Raw genomic sequence first — 14,644 nt, 5'->3', positions numbered from 1 at the left:
GCCCCTCGCAGCACCCCATCACGGCAGCGCACCGCCCCACGCGCCTGCCGCGATACCTGCTGCCCGCGACCCGGCGCACCACAGCACGGCACAACGACGTGCCGCGCTGCCAACCCACAAGTCCCAGAAAGGGGACACCACCATGCAACACGACCTGTCCACCATGACGCCCGCCACCCAGGCGGTCTTCAACGCCCTGCACCACCTCGGCCAGGGCAACGTCCACGAGCTGGCCAACCAGTCCGGTAAGGCCCGATCGACCGTCGACAAGGCGATCAAGACCCTGTCCGACGCCGGTCTGATCGTCCCGGTCGACACCGACACCGACGCCGCCGAGGGCGTCCCCACCCGCTACACCATGGCCGAGGGCGTCACGGAAGCCGTCACCTCCGACGAGGCCGACCCGGACCTCGGGCAGGGCAACGACATCAACGACACCGGCCTCACCGGCGACACCGAGGCCGACATCACCCCGGGCCTCGGGGCCGGCGAGGCCGGCGACAACCTCGCCGACGACCCGGAGCCCGGCACGGAGCTGGACGGCGGCGGCTCCACCGGCCAGGACGGCGCCGACGACCAAGCCGCCAGCAACAACGGCGAGGACGCGAACCCGGACAGCGCCGACGCCGGGGCGGACAGCGACAGCCAGGACTCGGACCACGAGGACGAGGACGACCACGAGGGCACGGAGTCCGACGAGGACGACGACGACGAGGACGACGACGACCAGGACTCGGACGACGAGGACGACGACGGGTCGGAGGACCAGCCCGTCCGGGCGGCCGTCACGGTCGTGCAGCAGAGCCGTCCCGGCGACCGCAAGGTCATGACGATCAAGGCGGTCATCGCCGAGTACGGCGACGACGGCGCGACCCTCGACGAGATCGTCAACGAGAGCGGCATCGGACACCCGACCGCCTCCCGGCTGCTGGCCGCGATGGAGCAGGCCGACGCCGCGCGCCGTCTGCCCGGTATCCCGCGCCGGTGGATCGCCGGACCGACCAAGGCCAGCGAGGTCGACCCGAACCCGGAGCCGCCCCGCTGCCCGGTCTGCTTCCAGGTGGTCAAGGGCGTGACCGAATCGCCCGAGGCGGTCGCCCTGGTGCAGTCCTTGATCCGCTCCGACGGCACGATCCACGTCGTCGCCGAGGATGGCACCGGGCACGTCGTGAAGCTGCCCAAGCGGCTGCCGCCGCGCACGGCGAGCACCGCGACGGCCGGGGCGGTCCGCCGCACCGACCTGACGGTCAACGGCGACGGCAGCCAGCCGTTCGCCAAGGGCGAGCTGGAGAAGCTGACCCTGGCCGTGCTGGCGGCCAACCCCGGCCGCTGGATGTCGCCGCAGGAGATCGCCACCACGATCAGCGCCCAGCTCGGCGGGCGCAACGTCAGCTCCGGGGCGGTGCGCAACAACTGCACCAAGGCCGCCGCCAAGGGCGACATCGAGATGGTCTCCGACGCCCCGCTCACCTTCGCCTACCCGGCCCCGGCCGGCGAGGGCGAGACGGCCGAGGCCGAGACCTCGAACGCCACCGCTCAGGCCGACGCCACGTCCGAGACGGTCGACGCCGAGGCCAGCAACACCACGGCCGAGAACTCCTCGGGCAACGAGCAGTCCTGATGACAACGCCGGGGCCGGGCAACGCCCGGCCCCGGCCGCGCCGCCACCCATCCCTTGGGCCGAGCCATGTGGCTCGGCCTCTTGCCATTTCCGAAAGGAGAACCCCGTGGCACACGAACTGGAGACGTTCGCCAACGGGCAGACCGCCTTCGCCTCCGCCCGCGTGTCGGCCTGGCACCAGCTGGGCACCGTCACTCAGGCCACGATGAGCGCCAACGAGATCATGGGCGCCGCCCTGCTCGGCAACTGGGGCGTTCGCACCATCCCCGTCAGGGGCATCGACGTCGTGGACGGGATCGAGGTCCCGATCCTGGCCGACGACCGGCGTATGACCGTGCGCCGCAACCCGGTGACCGGCCAGACCGAGTATCTGGGCATCGTCGGCAACGACTACGAGGTCATCCAGAACGAGCAGTGCGCCGACATGCTCGACCAGCTCGTCGACCAGGCCGGGGGCGCCCACTTCGAGACCGCGGGCAGCCTGCGGCGGGGCAAGTCGGTGTTCGTCACGATGAAGCTGCCGACCGCGATGGAGATCGCCGGAGTCGACCGGATGGACCTGTATCTGATCGGTACGACCTCCCACGACGGCACTGCCGCGCTGCGCGTGGACGCCAGCCCCATCCGCGTCGTCTGTGCCAACACCCAGCGGGCGGCGTTCGCCCACGCCGTGGGGCACTACACGTTCCGTCACACCTCCAAGGTCGGCGAGCAGATCAGCCAGGCCCGCGAGGCGCTGGGCCTGATGTGGCGCTACATGGGCGAGTTCGAGAAGGCCGCCGAGCGGATGCTGCAGACCGCGATGACCACCCGCGAGTTCGAGAAGATCGTCGCGCAGGTGTGGCCGGTGGCCGACAACGCCACCGACAAGACCAAGGCCAACGCCAAGGAGCGGCTGGGGACGCTCAAGTACCTGATCACCGAGGCCGACACGCAGAAGGCCATCAAAGGCAGCCGGTGGGCCGGATACCAGGCCATCACCGAGTACCTCGACCACTACCAGGCCGCCAAGGACCCCACGACCCGCGCCAACCGGGTGATCACCGGCAAGACCGGTGACCTCAAGTTGACCGCCTTCGACCTGCTGAAGGTCTGACCGAATTCCGCCCCTGTGCCGGGGCGGCGGTCACCTGCCGTCCCGGCCCGTCACGAACGGACCACAGACCCATGACCGAGACCACTCCCGTGCCGCCGCAGCGGCCGACGGTCCCGCACATCCGCCATCCCCGCGACGAGCGCCAGGCCGTCTGCGGCGTACCCGCCACCGACGTGACCCGGTGGGAGACCGAGGACCCGCCGCGTCCGGGCTACGCGTGCGAGGACTGCCTGGCGCTGCTGGAGGACGCGGCCCGGCCCGACGACTACACCCACCCGATCGGCGACGCGACCCTCATCGACTCGCTGCGCACGATCGTCGCCGAACGCCAGCACGCCAAGATCAACGGCGTGCTGGTGGACCTGTGGTCGGCCAGCGTCACCGTCACGATCTGGGACCAGCTCAAGCAGGACAAGCGGGACCGGCTCCTCACCCTTCCCGCCCACCAGCTGATCCTTCGATGCGTCACGATCTACAGCCGCCTCACCGGCGAGGGCCACCGCCGATGACCACGCCGCACAGGCAGCAGTGGTTCCACTACCACGTCTGGGTCTTCGCGGTGCACACCGCGATGTCGCTGATCGACGCCGCACCCCGACCCACCCGGTCGCTCGACGTGCCGACGTGGGCGCAGGCGTTCGGCCTGACCCGCATCGACAACCCCGACCCGGACACGATCGGGCTGCTCGGCCCGGCGCCGGACGCCTTCGACCGCGACTACGCCATGAGCACCGACCTGGCCGAGCCGGTCATCGTCGCCCACCTGCTCATCGACGGCGTGGAGCCCTCGCCGCTGCTAATCGACGGCACCCACCGGCTGTACCGGGCCTGGCGCGAAGGCGTGCCGCAGCTGCCCGCCTACCTGCTCACCGTCGCCGAGAGCCGTCAGGTGCAACAGGACCGGTGGCTCGGTCCCGGCCGCACCTGGCGCGTCGGGCCGCGCTGACCCCTTCACCCCTCGTACGCCTCGGTGAGCCGCACCGCCGGCGGCCACCGAGGCGTACCCACCGCACCCCTTTGGGAGAAAGCACATGTCCTACACCGCCCCGTGGCGCAAGCTGTGCAACTGCCGTTGCCCGCTGCACCACGGCTTCCCGCGCACCGACTACTTCCAGCCCGGCTGCGCCTGCACCATCACCTGCGACACCCAGCCAATGACCCTCCTCGCGGAGCAGTGGGGCTGCGCCCTGTTCCTCGACCAGCACGGCGACCTGTGGCACGTCAACGCCATGGCCAACGGCCAATGGGACTGGGAGCACGGCGGCGAGATCGACACCCGCGCCGACACCTACGACGACAGCGTGCACATCGAGCGCCTACTCCGCGAGGCCGCCCGCGTCCTGCGACGGCAGATCGCCCGACCCAACTGCTGATCGGTTCAAGGTGGGCCGCCCGCGTGGGCGGCCCACGGCCCTTTTGCGTTTCACCACCTTCTCGAGGAGACAGCTATGTACCGCACCTACCGCAGCCCCTACGAGCGGCACTGCGACTGCCGATGCCCGGTCCACCACGGGCACCTGCGCACCGACTACACCGACCCGGGCTGCCACTGCCTGGCCACCTGCGCCAGCCAGCCCATGACCCTGCTCGCCCCGCAGATCGGCGGCGCGCTGTTCCTCAACTCGCACGGCACCTTGTGGTTCGTGCCCGCGCTCGAACCCGGGCACTGGGACTGGCGCTACGCCGCACCGGTCGACCTCGGCCACCCCGTGGACCCCGCCGCCGACCTGATCGCCGACTTCCTGCACGCCACCCACGCCGAGCTGCTGCCGCTCATCCACCGCATGTAGCCCGAGCTCTTCTCGTTCCCGCCGGCCGCGCACCCGCGCGAAGCCCGGCCTTTTTGTTTTCACCGAGAGGCAGATCGTCATGACCAAAGCCATCATCGGCATCGTCACCGTCGTCATCATCGGCTGCTTCGGCCTGCCGATGCTCCTGCTGTCGGCCGTCATGGGCGGCCCCGGCGGCTGCGGCAGCACCACCGGCGTCTCGGTGCTGGCCTCCGGACAACCGCCCGGCGCCGGCAACTGGGACACCGAGCAGCTGGAGATCGCCGCCACCATCATCGACGTCGGCGTGTCCAAAGGCGTACCCCAGTGGGGCTGGACCGTCGCGCTGGCCACCGCCATGCAGGAGTCCGGCCTGCGCAACCTGCCGTACCTCGGCGACCGCAACGACCACGACTCGATCGGGGTGTTCCAGCAGCGGCCCAGCCAGGGCTGGGGCACCGTCGAGCAGCTGACCAAGCCCGAGTACCAGGCCGGAAAGTTCTACGACAAGCTGCTGACCATCCCGGGCTGGCAGACCATGCCGCTGACCACGGCCGCCCAGGCAGTGCAGATCTCGGCATTCCCGGACGCGTACGCCAAGTGGACCGACGACGCCATCCAGTTCGTCCAGCAGCTGACCAGCACCCTGGCCGACTGCGCCACCGACGCCCTCACGGCTCTGCCGGACGGGTTCACCCTGCCGGTCAACACCCCGCCGCAGGTGATGACCGCGATCTTCTGGGCGGTCGGCCAACTCGGCACGCCGTATCACTTCGGCGGATCCTGCACCGATCCCCACTCCGGCGACCCCGACAAGCAATGCGACTGCTCCTCGCTGATGCAGGCCGCGTACCGGGCCGCCGGAGTCTCCATCCCGCGCGTCACCATGGACCAGGTCAACGCCGGGAAGGAAATCACGGACCCGGCCATGCTGCTGCCCGGCGACCTCATCCTCATCCCCGGCAGCGAAGGCACCATGTCCGACCCGCGGCACGTCGGCATGTACCTCGGCCAAGGCTTGATCATCCAGGCCCCGAAGACCGGAGACGTCGTGAAGATCACGCGGCTCTCGTCATGGATTGACCAGGTGGCGGCGATCAGAAGGATCGTTAAAGGTTAATCACCAGTCAGGAGCGATCTCTGAACCAGTTCAGGATCCCTCGGGCATCCCTGATCTCGTTCGACGACGCCCCGCTCTGACCGTCATCATCCTGGTACTCGTAGTCCTGGCGGATGCCGACGTCGTCGGTGAACGTGTCGGTGAACGTCTCCCGCCGTGTGTACTTCCCGTCGGAGCTCCAACCATCACGGCTCCTGGTGCGGGTCTCCGTACGGCCCCTGTAGGTCTCGTCGTACTCGTCGACGAAGTTGGCCAGGAAAGTCACCTCGTCGTCCTTCAGGCGCGCACCGGAGACATCCAGGTGCTCTCCGATGCGGTCGCGGAGCCGCTTCTTCTCGTGCCGATCCACCTGTTTTTCCCTCTTCCCGTGGGGTTCTGGAGTCTGCCAGATCCGAACAATAGGTGTGTCGGCAACTGCTCGGCTGCGCGCTACCGCTCCTCGTCCTCCACGGCCGCGCCGCCCGTACCGGGCCGCCCTGCGTCAGTCGGTCGCTGCCAAACCGCGACTACGGATCCACTGCTCGTACTCCTGCGCCATGATCGTCATGTCGCAGATGACGGCAACACCCGTTCACCGCGGTTGAGGTGTCCGACAGACATAGCGAGGCCCAGCCGGGCTGAGGTCCCCGAGCCACGAATACGACCTAGTTCGCATACAGGCACTCCACCAGTTGCCTGGTAGCGGTGGCGGCGTGGGGTGCAGCCCGCTTGGCCGCACCCCACGCGCGGCTATGCCGCCTTGCCGCTCTGGTCGGCGCGGCCGGGCACGACGAGTTCGAGGATCTTCAACGTCGTCGCGCGGCGGTCCGGGTGGCTGGTGTGCAGGACCACCATCGTGGCGTAGGAGATCAGGAGCCACCGGGTGATCCCGGCGGCGGCCAGACGGCCGAAAAGAGCACTGGCGGCGCAGAGCAGGGCAGCCGACACGTACCCCGTTACCTTTTTGATCGTCCCCAGCCGGGGACCCTCGGTCGCCCGGCCCGGTATGACTTCCTGCCCCTGTCGTACGGATGATCCGGGGGGTGTTGTCGCCGGGTCGGGTGGCGTCGGCGGACCGCTGATAGGGACACGGCCACCCGTGTTGGGGTAGGTCTCTTCGTAACGTGGCTGCCGGCAGTCCGACGCCTGGACCAGCGGCCGAGGCCACGGACGATGCGTGGAGGCGGGTCTGGTGAACGACGAATACGGCGTCTACCTCGGCTTGGACGTCGGTAAGGGTGACCACCACGCAGTCGGGCTGGCTCCGGACGGCAAGCGGCTGCATGACGCGGCGCTGCCGAACACCGAGGCCCGGCTGCGGCAACTGTTCGACAAACTCGCCCGTCATGGTCGGCTGTTGGTGGTGGTCGACCAGCCGGCGTCGATCGGCGCCCTGCCGGTCGCGGTGGCTCGGGCGTGCGGGCATCAGGTGGCCTACCTACCCGGCCTGGCCATGCGCCGCATCGCTGATCTGCACCCAGGCTCGGCGAAGACCGACGCCCGCGACGCTCACGTCATCGCTGATGCCGCCCGCACACTGCCGCACACGCTGCGGCGGGTCGACACCGGCGACGAGACCCTGGCCGAGATGGAAGTCCTGGTCGGTTTCGACGACGACCTCGCCAGCGAAGCCACCCGCGTGTCCAACCGCATCCGAGGACTGCTCACCCAGATCCACCCCGCCCTGGAACGGGTCCTCGGCCCGAAACTGCACCACAAGGCCGTCCTGGAGTTGCTGTCGCGCTGCGGCGGACCCGTCGGTCTGCGCAAGGCCGGCCGCCGCAAACTCCTGTCCATCGCCGCCGTCCACGCACCCCGCATGGGGCAACGCCTCGTCGAGCAGATCATGACCGCCCTCGACGAGCAGACCGTCACCGTCCCCGGCACGACAGCGGCGGAAACGATCCTGCCCCGCCTCGCCGACAGCCTCCGCGACGTCCTGAGACAACGCGACCAGGTCGCCACTCAGGTCGAGAGGATGCTTGATGCGCACCCTCTTGCCGGGGTCCTGACCTCGATGCCCGGCATCGGCGTCAGGACCGCAGCCCGGATCCTGCTCGAAGTCGGCGACGGCAGCAGCTTCGCCACCCCCGGCCACCTCGCCGCCTACGCAGGCCTCGCCCCCGTCACCCGACGATCCGGCAGCAGCATCCGTGGCGAACACCCACCCCGCGGCGGCAACAAGAACCTCAAACGCGCGTTCTTCCTCGCCGCGTTCGCCGCCCTCGCGGACCCCGTCAACCGCGCCTACTACGAGCGCAAACGCGCCGAAGGCAAGCGTCACAACGCCGCCCTCATCTGCCTCGCCCGACGCCGCTGCGACGTCCTATACGCCATGCTCCGCGACAAGATCCCCTACCAACCACGGCCGAGAGATCAGGCACCCGTCCCCGCTTGACGAAACCCATAGGGACACCCCCCTTGGGATTCACGTGCCTGCCCGTCCGAGGTTTGCACCGGCACCGTCGCACAAGCCGAGGGCCGCCCGGAGGTGGCGTTGGTCCCGCTGCCTGACGTCTCGCTTACAAGCTCTGTGCGCCCCGTCCGGCCGGATCCGTTGACGTCTGCGACCTCGGGCGGCAGTCCCCGCTCGGCAGCCGGGGGTTGCCCTCGTCCCGGCCGGTTGCTGTCAGCGCTGCTGTCGGCTGCTTCCGGACTTCAGTTCACAACCAATGGGGAGAGGGGAGCGCCCCCGCCGGTCCACGCTCGCCGATGAAGATCGTTTCTCCACCTCTGGCTCTTGCCAGCTCTGGGAGACTTGGGTCCATGTTCGGCACCGTTCTGTATGACGTCTTTGAAGCGGACGAGCGTGAGGCCGTTCATGCGGCGATCGAGGACTTGTGCTCACCGCTTGATACCTACGGCTGGGCGAGCGTCGGGGTGTATGCCTTCTACGACCCCGAGTCCCGGGAGACGGGGCCAGCTGGTCGCCACCTCCTGTACATCGGGCTCGCACGCGACTTGTCGGAGCGTTACGCTCAGCACGCCGGTCTGATCTCGTTCCCAGCAAACGGCTGCAAGCGCGAGCAAATCCGCAGATGGTTTAGTCAGCACCCTCGGCTGGGTTTTTCATGCTTCGTGCAATCCACGCTGGCGCAGGTTGACACCCATCGAGAGCGAGGCAAATACAGGCGAGCAGACTACGATGAAGAGTATCCCGCTGGTTTCGCCTCAAATGAGACGAGTGGGCTGGAAAGCGCAGTAGAAGTCGAGGGGCAGCTAATCGAAAAATACCGACTCCTTCACGGCCGCCGGCCAGTCTGGAACCGGATGGGCGGTAGCGTCCGCGGCAGAGAATTAGCTGCTACCGGCACCGCCGACGGCTTGCTTCTCCTCCTCGGCGGCACACGTGACTCACTCTTTCGCGCGAGGCGCACCCTCCGAGAGCTTTCCGAGGATGCGAATGCATCGGCATTTGAGTTTGGCCCGCTTCACTGGGCAAGAATGGAGACGATCGCGAACGCATGGGAACGACGCGCGACAGACAGGGATGTCTTCCAGACACTCATTTCCGCACCAAACGATGAGAACTTCAAAGGGACCTTCTTCGCAGACCAGATCAACTACATGATGTCGTTGGGTTACCTTGACGGCGCGCCCGGCACCTCCTGAGTACTCATTCTCAGCAACAGCCTGAATTCGCCGGCGCTCCCTGCCTCATGCAGCTTCTCAGTCGCGGGGGGAGGAAGAGTGGCGCGCAGCGAGTATCTCCGCGGCCAGCCGCTGTGCGTCCTGAGCGGGATCGGTAGAGCCCGTGGCCTGATCGCCAAGCTGCGCCTGCCACTCCCGTCGCGGCACTAACGGAAACCCGCTTTCGGCGATCCGTGAGAAGTGGAAGCCACGGGCAATCGGTTGCACCACCCTAGCCTCTCTGAATGCCTCTCGCCGCAGGAGGCCTCCTTGCCTTAAAAGGTGGCGAAGCCTTTTCGTTCTGACAGTCAAATAATCGAGGCGGGGGAGCACCATGACCTTAGCAGTAGGGTCCGCCATAACCTCATCTTGGATGGGATACCACAGACCATCTCCCATCTCGTAGAGACTGGCAGGGCGCGAAACGAACTCTTCCATTCCACAGTGCACCGTTAGTTCGAAGTACTCCCCTTCGTCGGCGGACAGCCAGGCAATCTCCAAACGTTGAACCTGCGAGTCGTCGAAGAGCAGCCCGTCCGGGCCTTTCACTGCGTCGTTGAGCAATTTTGCAAAGTTGTCTACGTCCGCACCACCCGGACTCTCCCACCGGTCCTGCTCATCGAGGAACAGGTGCCACCTGAGCCGAACTTCGCCAGAGAAGTAAAATCCGTAAGAGCGCAGTTCTTCGCCTACGCGTTGCTTAAATTCCCGCTGCCGGGCCCCGCCGGCTCCGTAGTGGAGTGGGTCGAATCTAAATTGATGCTCCATGCTCCCGTAGCAAGGTCGCCATTCCGCATCGATGCCAGAGTTCACCCAGCAAGGATGTCATGCGAGGGCATCGCTGTATAGCCGTGAGCAGACGCTTAGAGTGGGTCAGCGGTCGTTGCTTCCGTCACCTTGAACCAAGCGTCGCGAAGGAGCAAGCGACGTCTTGCTTACAAGGCGCTTCCGGCAAAGGTCACAGCGTCCGCTGACGTCCATGTCCCCGGCCCCGGGGCACCCGACCGCACTCGTCTGGCTCCGGCCACCACCGTTGGTGTCAACCGCTGATGTGAAGTCGCCGTCGGCCGGAGCCAGGCATTCACATGTTGACCCCGTCGGGGGGATGCGGAACTAAACTATCGGCCGTTGCCATCTGGTGGCGGCACGCATCGACGAGCAGGTGTCGACCGTCGCCGTTCGACGGAGGGAAGCACCCTACGTCGAGACTCACGCGGCCTTTCTGCTGCCTCGCGGCCAGCACCGCTGGGGGAATCGGCCACGATCACTCTGTAGCCCAGCGGCTGCGCGGGTCGAACCATCCAAGATCGGGAAACCAAGCGATGCATCGCCCGAGCGGGTAGGCCCATACCCAAAGGTGCGTGACCTCTCTCGGTAGATGCGGAGGCTCCGTCGGCAGCTCGTTGTAGCCCTCGTCGAGGGCATGCCAGGCGGGCCATGGCGTGCTGAACGAGAAGCCTATGAAGGCGTGCCGCTCATCGGATCCCGTAGTCGCCAGCTTGCGCCGGAGGTCGAACCGTCGCTCATCCCTGACGAACGAGGCAAGGTAGTCGCCGAAAAAGGCCCAGTCCAACTCCGCCGGACCACCGATCCCCTCGGCGGCGATGTGGATCATCGGCGTCTCCGCTGCCCTAATCCTCCTCGAGGCCAGCCGTACCACCCCCGCATCCGCGAGAAGGCGAACATCGGCGCTGTGGTGTTGTTCAAGGCGTTGATCGAAGACAGCGATTTCGAACGTGTCGCCGCTTGCATCGAGCCTTTCCAGGATCAGCGGTAGTGATCGCTCCAACTTGCTGACTCGCGCTCTTGCTGCCAGGGTGACCCACCAGACCCTGCCCAGGGTTGGAGCGGCAACCTGGAACTTGCGCTTGAGCACTTCGCTGCCGAGAGCGGCGTAGGCTTCGTCTAGGTCTTGAGTGATCTCGCCGTACGCGGTTCGGCCGTCCCGGTACTCAATCCGGAGATCCGGCATACCGTCGGCACTGCCGTCATCTTGAAGCGCCACATACTCAGCCGTGAGCCGGGCTACTACTCGGGCGGCGGCGCCCTCGAAGTCGCCTTCATAGCTCGACCAGTCTCGGAGGCGCTTCCGCTCAGACCGAAGGTCGTCCGGGTATCCAGGGGTGAACTGGCGCACAGACGAACCTTACGTCGGCGGGCCGGAGAAGCGGTCAACTGGAGTGCAAGCATGCGGACTGCCGCCGAGCGGTGCGACACCAGTCGGGGGACCGCCGGTCAGGTCTGCCGCAGATTCCCCTTTATATGAGCCGATGACCTGCCCCATCGAGGAAGTAGAACTCGACCGGCGGTGTCAGGGGCCTCACCCGCTTGAGGTATCGCTCAGCAACCTCGGCGTCCTGGCCGAAAACCATGAACACACGCTCAGCGTCGAGCTTCTGCAGGAGCCAGACGTACTCGGCAATTGCCTGCCACTTCGCCGCAGGCACAGCGGTGTTCTTCAGCCACTTGGCATCGCCGACGACCCTGCCATCAGGACTGACAAGGTCGAACTTCCACGGCACAAGTCCGCCAACGTCGGTCCGGCGTTCTTGTAGGTCAAGCTGCCAGAGCTCCGAGAAGTATTGCCGCGCGTACGCCTCGAAGGGCCGCCAGTCTGCGACGCCGGGGATCGGTACTCCCACCGGGACAAGGCTTCCCCAACCCGTAGCCGTCTGGCAAGACCCGGATCGAGGAGTTCGTCAAGCTTCTCGCGGCTTGACTACTTGCCGCGAATCCCCACCGGCATGAGGCCGACGAGCTCTCTCCGGTTCTGGCTCACCGTCTGGCTCTCGCGTCTCGCGGACGTCCCTGGCTGGGGCATCCGCTCGCCTGCTGGCGGATTGCGACGCCTCGTTTACAAGCTCTGTGCACCGCGTCCGCACACGTCCTGGATTAGCCGCAGCCTCGGAAACTCGTCCATGCCAGCCCTTGTTAGTGTGCCGTCGATCGACGCAGTTGCTGTCGGGAGCCAATCCGCTCAGCCGGCCCGGACTGAGCCACCCCCGCTTTCATGGAGCTTCTTGACCATGGTCTGATGGCCGTGGGGGAGGAAGTCGTCCGTGGCAGCACCGAAGAAGTACCCCGATGAGCTCCGTCAGCGCGCTGTGCGCCTGTACCGCGAGTCGGACCCGAAGCCGGTGATCCGGCGCCTGGCCGAGCAGCTTGGCGTGCATCACGAGGCGCTCAGGAACTGGATCCGCCAAGCCGAGGCAGACGCCGACGAGCGTCACGACCGGCCGACCAGCGAGATGGCCGAGGAGAACCGCCGGCTGCGCAGGGAAGTCACTGAGTTGCGGCGGGCGAACGAGATCCTGAAGGCTGCGAGCGCGTATTTCGCGGCGGAGCTCGACCCGACCCGGCGACGGTCATGAGGTTCATCCACGAACACCGTGACCAGTTCGCGGTCGCGCTCCTGCTACGGGTCCTGAACATTGGCGCCTCGACTTACTACGCGTGGGTCAAGCAGACGGCGCAGCCCTGTGACCGGGACGTGGTCGACCTGGGGCTGATCTCCAACATCCACGAGATCTGGGAGACGTCGGGTCGTACCTACGGCGCTGACCGGGTGCATCGGCAGCTACGCCGTGACGGCATCGGCGTGGGCCGTAAGCGGGTCGAGCGGTTGATGACGCAGCAGGGCTGGCAGGGCGCGTTCCTGCGTCGGGGCTGGCGCGGCGGCTCCACCCGGCAGGATCCACGGCACACGCCGGCGCCGGATCTGGTCAACCGGCAGTTCACCGCCGACGGGCCGAACCGTCTGTGGGTCGCCGACGCCACCCGCATCCCCTGCGGTGAAGGCGTGTTCTGGTTGGCTGCGGTCCGGGATGTGTTCTCCCGCCGGATCGTGGGGTGGAAGACCTCCGACCGCTGCGACACCGACCTGATACTCGCCGCCCTCGAGTACGGCATCTGGTCGCGCGATGTCCGCGACGGCCAGTTGATCCACCGCTCGGACAGGGGATCGAACTACACGTCGTTCCGCTTCTCAGAACGCTTACAGGACAACGGGATCCTGCCCTCCATGGGCTCCGTCGGCGACAGCTACGACAACGCGCTGATGGAGAACTTCTGGTCGACGTTGAAGATCGAACTCGTCTACCGCACCTCGTGGCGGACCCGCGACGAGGCCGAGAACGCGATCTTCGCCTACATCGACGGCTGGTACAACACCCGACGCATCCAACGCGAGCTGGGCTACCTCAGCCCGAACGAGTACGAGACCGCCTGGCACAGCCGCCAGACGCAACCAGCCGGACCACCTATCGCCACCCCTGCGCCAGCCGGCAGCAGGTAACCACCGCTCCATCAAAGCGGGGGGAACTCAGACTGAGTGACAGAGCCGCATCTGTCATGCGCCTGCCAGCTACTGTTGCGATCTCCTGCGCTCGGGTGTGGGCCTTCTCGCAGACTGGGGGTTACGCATGAAGCTCGTCTTCATTGATGACAGCAGCCAACGTGAACCTGCACGGGAGGGGCTGGGGACGCTAGTGGCGCTAGGAGCAGTCATCGTCCCTGAAAGCCAGGTCATTGGGTTCGCATCCGACCTTGCTGCCATCAAGGCCAGGCTCGGGGTTCCGGCCGAAGAGGAAGTCAAGTGGAACCCAGACAAGGGCTCGTACCTGGCAGGAGCGGGCGGTGCAGTGGCAACCGACCTACGCGAAGGTTTACTTAGGTCTGCGATTGATCGCGGGATCACCTCAGTAGTTCACGTGCTGGACCACAGCCTCGTGTACCGGGACCGCAGCGTGGTCGACGTTGGCCAGGAGTTGCTCAGGTGGACCTACGACAAAGTGGCATAGGAGTTGGACCAGAGCGGGGCGGTCATGATCGCCGACAAACCAGGAGGCGGGTCGGCCGATGAAGCACACTGGCTTCAACAGACCCTTGCGCTGACCAGCGACGGCACGGCCTACACGCAGGCAGGCAAAGTTATCTTGCCTGTGCTAACGGCTGGCTCCCATCACGTCCCGCACCTTCAACTGGCGGACATCGTGACTGCGGCCACTACGGCTGCTGTAGCCGGCCGTCCCAGCGGTATGCGTCTCGCTCCACTGCTCCATCAGCTAGCCCGAAAGAATGGCCGAGGATACGCAGGAGGGGCGGGTATAACGTTCTGGCCGCCAGAGTTGCGAGACCTGCTCTACTGGATCTTCGGCGAAGAGGCCTACACCAGCGGAGGAGTCGACATGCCGCTTGGTCCTTCGGCCTCACCGTTCGCCTCCGTGACTCGGCCATACCGGAGTCGATCCGGGATGCCGGAAGCATGAAGGCGCTACAGGGGTAGGCCAAGCCCCTGTCACGGGACGTGGCGAAGAGACCTGACAAAAGCCGACAGATGTCGATTTCAAGGGTTTTCATGGTGGTTGGCGCGTGTTGCAGCATCCAACGGCGCCGCTGTGCGATTGTGGGCAGGGTGAACCTCACCGTAT

The 14,644-nt window shown here is 66.6% G+C and carries 17 protein-coding genes; 12 read left to right on the top strand and 5 right to left on the bottom strand.

Annotated elements, in window-relative coordinates; all coding sequences use genetic code 11:
• The first annotated feature begins 142 nt into the window (after positions 1–142).
• The 7 genes from ACN27D_RS18845 to ACN27D_RS18815 all read left to right on the top strand — a co-directional run bounded on the left by ACN27D_RS18845 (position 143) and on the right by ACN27D_RS18815 (position 5,606).
• Positions 143–1,621, top strand: coding sequence for a MarR family transcriptional regulator (locus ACN27D_RS18845; protein WP_421499631.1), 1,479 nt, complete (start codon positions 143–145; stop codon positions 1,619–1,621).
• A gap of 106 nt (positions 1,622–1,727) precedes the next feature.
• Complete coding sequence (locus ACN27D_RS18840) at positions 1,728–2,717, top strand: DUF932 domain-containing protein (protein ID WP_421499630.1); 990 nt, start codon at positions 1,728–1,730, stop codon at positions 2,715–2,717.
• 71 nt (positions 2,718–2,788) lie between these two features.
• Entirely contained in the window at positions 2,789–3,226 is a 438-nt protein-coding gene (locus ACN27D_RS18835) for a hypothetical protein (RefSeq protein WP_135243118.1), read from the top strand.
• Positions 3,223–3,663 (top strand): hypothetical protein, encoded by a 441-nt coding sequence (locus ACN27D_RS18830; protein ID WP_135243117.1) that lies wholly within the window; start codon positions 3,223–3,225, stop codon positions 3,661–3,663. Before ACN27D_RS18835 ends, ACN27D_RS18830 begins: the two co-directional genes overlap by 4 nt.
• 85 nt (positions 3,664–3,748) lie before the next feature.
• The gene (locus tag ACN27D_RS18825) at positions 3,749–4,090 is read left to right on the top strand and encodes a hypothetical protein (protein WP_135243116.1); all 342 of its coding nucleotides are present in this window, start codon (positions 3,749–3,751) and stop codon (positions 4,088–4,090) included.
• A gap of 75 nt (positions 4,091–4,165) precedes the next feature.
• Positions 4,166–4,507 (top strand): hypothetical protein, encoded by a 342-nt coding sequence (locus ACN27D_RS18820; RefSeq protein WP_167796855.1) that lies wholly within the window; start codon positions 4,166–4,168, stop codon positions 4,505–4,507.
• Between the two features lie 79 nt (positions 4,508–4,586).
• A complete protein-coding gene (locus ACN27D_RS18815) occupies positions 4,587–5,606 on the top strand; it encodes a C40 family peptidase (RefSeq protein ID WP_135243115.1) in 1,020 nt (339 codons plus the stop codon).
• A 7-nt stretch (positions 5,607–5,613) separates the two neighbouring features.
• Here ACN27D_RS18815 and ACN27D_RS18810 read toward each other — a convergent pair whose 3' ends face one another.
• Positions 5,614–5,955, bottom strand: a complete 342-nt coding sequence (locus tag ACN27D_RS18810) for a hypothetical protein (protein WP_135243114.1) — start codon at positions 5,953–5,955, stop codon at positions 5,614–5,616.
• Between the two features lie 380 nt (positions 5,956–6,335).
• On the bottom strand, positions 6,336–6,533 hold the full coding sequence (locus ACN27D_RS18805; RefSeq protein WP_135243113.1) for a hypothetical protein: 198 nt from the start codon (positions 6,531–6,533) through the stop codon (positions 6,336–6,338).
• Between the two features lie 244 nt (positions 6,534–6,777).
• On the opposite strand from ACN27D_RS18805, the gene ACN27D_RS18800 reads away from it, so the two are divergent.
• Positions 6,778–7,983 carry an IS110 family transposase gene (locus tag ACN27D_RS18800; RefSeq protein ID WP_421499629.1) on the top strand — a complete coding sequence of 402 codons (1,206 nt, stop codon included), beginning with the start codon at positions 6,778–6,780 and terminating at the stop codon, positions 7,981–7,983.
• A gap of 368 nt (positions 7,984–8,351) precedes the next feature.
• The gene (locus ACN27D_RS18795; protein ID WP_135243112.1) at positions 8,352–9,197 is read left to right on the top strand and encodes a hypothetical protein; all 846 of its coding nucleotides are present in this window, start codon (positions 8,352–8,354) and stop codon (positions 9,195–9,197) included.
• Between the two features lie 57 nt (positions 9,198–9,254).
• Here the strand turns inward: ACN27D_RS18795 and ACN27D_RS18790 are convergent, their stop codons facing one another.
• The 3 genes from ACN27D_RS18790 to ACN27D_RS18780 all read right to left on the bottom strand — a co-directional run bounded on the left by ACN27D_RS18790 (position 9,255) and on the right by ACN27D_RS18780 (position 11,857).
• The gene (locus ACN27D_RS18790; protein WP_135243111.1) at positions 9,255–10,028 is read right to left on the bottom strand and encodes a hypothetical protein; all 774 of its coding nucleotides are present in this window, start codon (positions 10,026–10,028) and stop codon (positions 9,255–9,257) included.
• A 451-nt stretch (positions 10,029–10,479) separates the two neighbouring features.
• Complete coding sequence (locus tag ACN27D_RS18785) at positions 10,480–11,352, bottom strand: hypothetical protein (RefSeq protein WP_135243110.1); 873 nt, start codon at positions 11,350–11,352, stop codon at positions 10,480–10,482.
• A 121-nt stretch (positions 11,353–11,473) separates the two neighbouring features.
• Complete coding sequence (locus ACN27D_RS18780) at positions 11,474–11,857, bottom strand: hypothetical protein (protein ID WP_135243109.1); 384 nt, start codon at positions 11,855–11,857, stop codon at positions 11,474–11,476.
• Between the two features lie 417 nt (positions 11,858–12,274).
• Between ACN27D_RS18780 and ACN27D_RS18775 the strand changes: the two genes are divergently transcribed.
• The 3 genes from ACN27D_RS18775 (at position 12,275) to ACN27D_RS18765 (ending at position 14,014) form a co-directional block, all read left to right on the top strand.
• On the top strand, positions 12,275–12,586 hold the full coding sequence (locus ACN27D_RS18775; RefSeq protein ID WP_067308719.1) for a transposase: 312 nt from the start codon (positions 12,275–12,277) through the stop codon (positions 12,584–12,586).
• Positions 12,583–13,509, top strand: coding sequence for an IS3 family transposase (locus ACN27D_RS18770; RefSeq protein ID WP_421499628.1), 927 nt, complete (start codon positions 12,583–12,585; stop codon positions 13,507–13,509). The genes ACN27D_RS18775 and ACN27D_RS18770 overlap by 4 nt, the downstream gene beginning before the upstream one ends.
• Positions 13,510–13,636: 127 nt before the next feature.
• Positions 13,637–14,014 carry a hypothetical protein gene (locus ACN27D_RS18765; protein ID WP_135243106.1) on the top strand — a complete coding sequence of 126 codons (378 nt, stop codon included), beginning with the start codon at positions 13,637–13,639 and terminating at the stop codon, positions 14,012–14,014.
• Positions 14,015–14,644 lie beyond the last annotated feature (630 nt).

Origin of the sequence: Micromonospora sp. WMMD1274 (assembly GCF_049179035.1) — a bacterium.
GTDB lineage: Bacteria > Actinomycetota > Actinomycetes > Mycobacteriales > Micromonosporaceae > Micromonospora > Micromonospora tulbaghiae.
This window is presented reverse-complemented; position numbering and strand designations above follow the sequence as displayed.

Coding starts and splice junctions, on each gene's coding strand:
- ACN27D_RS18845 (WP_421499631.1), top strand. CDS start 143: ATGCAACACGACCTGTCCACCATGACGCCCGCCACCCAGGCGGTCTTC.
- ACN27D_RS18795 (WP_135243112.1), top strand. CDS start 8,352: ATGTTCGGCACCGTTCTGTATGACGTCTTTGAAGCGGACGAGCGTGAG.
- ACN27D_RS18830 (WP_135243117.1), top strand. CDS start 3,223: ATGACCACGCCGCACAGGCAGCAGTGGTTCCACTACCACGTCTGGGTC.
- ACN27D_RS18770 (WP_421499628.1), top strand. CDS start 12,583: ATGAGGTTCATCCACGAACACCGTGACCAGTTCGCGGTCGCGCTCCTG.
- ACN27D_RS18835 (WP_135243118.1), top strand. CDS start 2,789: ATGACCGAGACCACTCCCGTGCCGCCGCAGCGGCCGACGGTCCCGCAC.
- ACN27D_RS18765 (WP_135243106.1), top strand. CDS start 13,637: ATGAAGCTCGTCTTCATTGATGACAGCAGCCAACGTGAACCTGCACGG.
- ACN27D_RS18820 (WP_167796855.1), top strand. CDS start 4,166: ATGTACCGCACCTACCGCAGCCCCTACGAGCGGCACTGCGACTGCCGA.
- ACN27D_RS18815 (WP_135243115.1), top strand. CDS start 4,587: ATGACCAAAGCCATCATCGGCATCGTCACCGTCGTCATCATCGGCTGC.
- ACN27D_RS18825 (WP_135243116.1), top strand. CDS start 3,749: ATGTCCTACACCGCCCCGTGGCGCAAGCTGTGCAACTGCCGTTGCCCG.